Annotated in this window: 6 protein-coding genes; all 6 read right to left on the reverse strand. The window is 61.1% G+C overall.

Annotation, left to right across the window (positions count from 1 at the left end; genetic code table 11):
- Positions 1–246: 246 nt before the first annotated feature.
- Positions 247–1,290, reverse strand: coding sequence for a hypothetical protein (locus ACLIRY_RS26640; RefSeq protein WP_413208453.1), 1,044 nt, complete (start codon positions 1,288–1,290; stop codon positions 247–249).
- Between the two features lie 19 nt (positions 1,291–1,309).
- Positions 1,310–1,645: a hypothetical protein gene (locus tag ACLIRY_RS26645; RefSeq protein WP_413208454.1), complete on the reverse strand. Its 336-nt coding sequence runs from the start codon at positions 1,643–1,645 to the stop codon at positions 1,310–1,312.
- Positions 1,646–1,671: 26 nt separating this feature from the next.
- Complete coding sequence (locus ACLIRY_RS26650) at positions 1,672–1,983, reverse strand: hypothetical protein (RefSeq protein WP_413208455.1); 312 nt, start codon at positions 1,981–1,983, stop codon at positions 1,672–1,674.
- Positions 1,984–2,237: 254 nt separating this feature from the next.
- Positions 2,238–2,531 carry an aconitase family protein gene (locus ACLIRY_RS26655; protein ID WP_413208457.1) on the reverse strand — a complete coding sequence of 98 codons (294 nt, stop codon included), beginning with the start codon at positions 2,529–2,531 and terminating at the stop codon, positions 2,238–2,240.
- 265 nt (positions 2,532–2,796) lie between these two features.
- Positions 2,797–3,429 (reverse strand): DUF1826 domain-containing protein, encoded by a 633-nt coding sequence (locus tag ACLIRY_RS26660; protein WP_413208458.1) that lies wholly within the window; start codon positions 3,427–3,429, stop codon positions 2,797–2,799.
- 206 nt (positions 3,430–3,635) lie between these two features.
- A partial coding sequence (locus ACLIRY_RS26665; RefSeq protein ID WP_413208456.1) for a FecCD family ABC transporter permease occupies positions 3,636–4,107 on the reverse strand: 472 nt, incomplete at its 5' end.

Below are 4,107 nucleotides of genomic sequence, written 5' to 3' on the forward strand. Positions count from 1 at the left end.
AGGCGGCCTATGACGCCAGAAGTGGGCGCAAGGGCTCCCCACCGAAGCCACCCGATGACGGTCCGGACTGACAGGGCTCCGCAGCCTGGAGAAGGTCAAAAGCGAATGGACCCTCGTCGCGCTGGCCGACAACTGTAAGAGAATGGTGAAGCTCAGCATGGCTTGAGGGGGGGGCAACGCGCCCCTTGCTCCCCCCTCCAGACCATGCCGACAGCAAAGGCCCAGAAAAAATTCTCAGACACACTGCTAGTGACTCGCGTCGAAGGCGTAGGACAGGCCGGGGACCGGATGGTAAAATTCTTCGCGCATATCCTCCGGCCCACCGGGATTGACTTGGGGCTCATCGGCAAGCCAGCCGCATCTGTCCATATCGTCGGCCTGATACCCAAGGACGCCGGGCCTGTCTCCAAACCCGATGATGTAATTCAAGTTAAAAGTGCGGTCTTCCCGACCGGAAATGTACAGGCGAATGGTGCGATCAAACCCCAGGCGCGCATAGATGGGGCGCATGTACCCCTCTTCGTCGAACTCATTCACATAGGCCCCCACCTCCGTCACGTCGGAGATACTGTTGAGCAGTCGCTTGCATTGGTTGAAGAAAATGCCCACAGCCCGGCGCACAAGGTCCAGGTCCTTTGGATCGTTGGCGCTGACACCGACGGGAACGCCTCGCCCCGTTCTCAAACGCGCCGTGACGCCGTCCTGCACCAAATAGGGGGGATTGCGGATGACGACTTTGCCCGGCACGGTGGCCGCATCCCCCTTCAAGGCCTCGGCCAGGGCCGGGATCGCGCGGTAATAGTCCCGGCGCTTCTCTTCCGGGCCATCGGCATGGGTCTGGGGCTTTTCGGCAATCCAGCCACAGGCGGCCATATCAAGGCTGCGCTGTCCAAGCACAGCTGGTTTATCCCCAAGGCCGATGGTGTAGTGCAGAGTCGGAGACTCTTTAGCCGACGGATCGTAGCCTTCCAGCGACTGATTCAGTCTCCTGGGCAGGTAGGGGTCAATGTCGTCCGCCAGATGGATGGACAGGCCGATGGTTCGATCAAAGCCGAGGGACTCGGAGAGAGCCCGGTTCTTTGCCGCCGCGTCGGGATCAAGCGCGTCGGGGTCAAGGGTGCCCGCCACGGTGCTTGCCATGCCCGGCACAATGGTCGCGATATTGCTCGTCGGGCCACTGGTCAATCCCCTGCAGTCATCGAGGAACAGGGCCACCGCCCGGGCGACAACGGGAATCTGGTCCGGGTCGGTGTCCGTGATCCGCATGGGAACGGCGGTGCCTTCGCTCAAGGTCTGCCAGACAAAGCCCTTATCCTCCGCCGTGGTCAGTCAAGGCCTCGGACAGCTCCGGCAGGGGGTGAGAAAAAGTCCAGGCCATGTCTGGATCGGCAGAGGGGTAGGATTCGATTTTTTCGAGGGGCCAGTCGCAGACGGTCATGTCAACGATGCGCCTCCCCAAGACGGCGGGTTTGTCCCCAAGCCCGATAGTGTAATGGAAGTCGAACGAACTTATGAAGTCGGATACTGGGTCGTACTTTGGGTGCGTTTCCCTGATCCGCTCGACGAGATTAGGGGAAACGCTGCCATCCCACTTCAGGCGGATCAACATGGAAATGGTGCGATCAAACCCAAGGCGCATAAACATGGCCCGCTCATCGACCGGTCGCCTGATCAGAGCGTCCGAGTCTTCAAGGTCATTAAACCCACGTCAATCAACGCCACGCTATCAATACCGTAGGACAGGGCCGGGCAACTGTCGAGGAACTCCGTCACCGCCCGGCGGACCAGGGGAATTTGGCTCGGCTGGCTGACTCCAACGCGAATGACAGCGGTCTTCCCGTTGGCCAATGTCGCCGTGACCGGTCCCTCCACCGGGTAAGATGGGATGTAAACTCCGCCACTCCCCATGGCATCGGCGACCTGCGCCGGTCCCAGGGCCAGTGCCGCTGCCAGAAGTCCCCCAGCCAAAGCCATCGCCCGCATCGGTTCTTCTTCCCTGTTCAATCGCGGTTGGAGTGTATGTCATGAGCACTTGGAAAGACAAGGCGTGGCCAACCTGGTCGCTGCGGGGTGTCCCGGTCTGGTGGACCGAGAACGACCTGACCGCCAGGCGCCGCGTCGAAGACCTACCAGCTCGAAGCCGTGGACGGCCGCGGCGACGGTGCGGGCCATGACCAGATAGAGGCGCGCCAGCTTCGAGCCCGGAAAGAAGGACGTCTTGACCCAGGGTTTCCGGGTCAGGCCAAGGGCATTGACTTTCTTGGCAAGCAGCGCCGCAGCAATGATGTTACATGGCTGTCGTTACCAACGCAGGTGTCGGGAAAAGCGACCCCCTCCCGGGTCTGGAAGACCGGCGACATCCGTTCCAGGTTGATCTGGTGCATAATGCCGTTTCCGGCGGGGATCACGTCCACATTCTCGAAAGCCCAGCGGGTCCATTCGATGAAGTGGAAGCGGTCCTCGTTGCGGCGATCCTCGATGGCCCGGTTCTTCTCGAAGGCCAGCGCTGTTCCAGGATGTGGGCGGCCCAGCCGGGGGTGCGCGCAATGACAAACAACGGCGTGAACATGGCGGTGGGAACGCCCATTATGGGGTAACTGACGGCGCTGAACCAATCGAGGTTGGGGGAACGGCGCTGAACCTGATGGGCAAGGCTGCGGTCATCGCCGCAAGCCGCATGGCTGGACGCGCGGTGGTCATGGCCGCGTCGGAACGGATGGTCTCCGTCGATGAACACGGCCACCCCGCCCCAGTCGAAACTTAGAGTGCCTTCGAATTCGCTTCGGGCGTCGCGCTCTATTCGAACGGATCGGGAGAGACCTCCGAGGGCGTATTGAGACAAACGAACAGGCGAGCCTGTCCGGTGCCCGCCATGGGTGGTGAACGGTGCACAATGCCCCCCCGCGCGGAAAGGGAGCCCTTGAACAACGCTACCTGCCCGGGGGTCAGCTCGTGCATGGGTCCCACGTAGTCTTTTTGATCACGAAGGGCGGCCTCTTCATCGCCGCTATCGACCCATTGCGTCCCCCGTCCATGGTAAGTGGTCACGAGACGGAAGGGCACGACATCGCGATGGAACCGCCAACAGGCATCATGGAAGATCGTCTCCACGCGTAGATCCACCAAGGTCCGGCCGCTTACATGGGCGAACACCCCAACAAGGTCCGCGACATCCTTTAGAAACCAGCGACGTTCAGGGCTGTCGGGGATCCCCGCCTCGTCGGTGATCTGGCACAAGGCGCGGTCCACCACCTTGGGTGTCACGAGCACACGACCGGTCAGCGCGTGATTCCTCAGGACATAGTCAAACCAAGACGAGATGGAACCATCAAGACCGCGCGACCATAGGACCAGACTTGTTTCCGACGCGAGGATGTGATCGGCCATCTCCAGATTCTCAATCAGAAGAATGTCCTTGGGTCTTTGCATGAGCACGCGCGTAATCCCCACGATTGGTCAATAAAAGTTACGTTATAACATAACTTATTTGAACTTCCCGACAAGCTGAAAACTTCGGGGAGGGATCCACCTCGGCCCAGCCCCGCATGCGGAGGGGCAGACCCTCGCGGAGGGCCGCCTCATTGATCACCCAAAAGAGACGAGACACTGTCGTGAGCCATTGAAAACCAGGAGCGTCACCGCCGAAGCACCAAACCAAGGACGAAAGCCGCTCCGAGGGCGGAGGTGACGATCCCAATGGGAAGTTCCTGAGGGGCAAGCAAGGTCCGACTGACCAAATCACTGGCCAGGAGCAGGACGGCGCCGATCAGCGCGGAGGTCAGAACCAGCCCTCCATGGCGCACCCCAACAAGGAACCGGGCGAGGTGAGGAACCATGAGGCCGACAAACCCGATCACGCCGGACAGGGCCACCAGGGCCGCAGTCGACAAAGCGCAGAGAACGAAGACAATCAAGCGCAGTCTGGCCACATGAATCCCCAGGGAATGGGCGGTTTCTTCCCCTCCGAGAAGCGCATCCAGGCGATGGCGGAGGCTCCAACCCGTACCGACGGCCAACAAAGCCCCGATGGCGCCCAGGAACAGGTTGTCCCAACTGGCCAAACCCAACCCTCCGGCGGTCCAGAACAGCACGGAATAAGCGGCCCGC

It is taken from the genome of Rhodospirillum sp. A1_3_36 (genome assembly GCF_047263945.1).
Classification (GTDB): Bacteria; Pseudomonadota; Alphaproteobacteria; order Rhodospirillales; family Rhodospirillaceae; genus Rhodospirillum.

Coding starts and splice junctions, on each gene's coding strand:
- ACLIRY_RS26660 (WP_413208458.1), bottom strand. CDS start 3,429: ATGCAAAGACCCAAGGACATTCTTCTGATTGAGAATCTGGAGATGGCC.
- ACLIRY_RS26645 (WP_413208454.1), bottom strand. CDS start 1,645: ATGTTTATGCGCCTTGGGTTTGATCGCACCATTTCCATGTTGATCCGC.
- ACLIRY_RS26650 (WP_413208455.1), bottom strand. CDS start 1,983: ATGCGGGCGATGGCTTTGGCTGGGGGACTTCTGGCAGCGGCACTGGCC.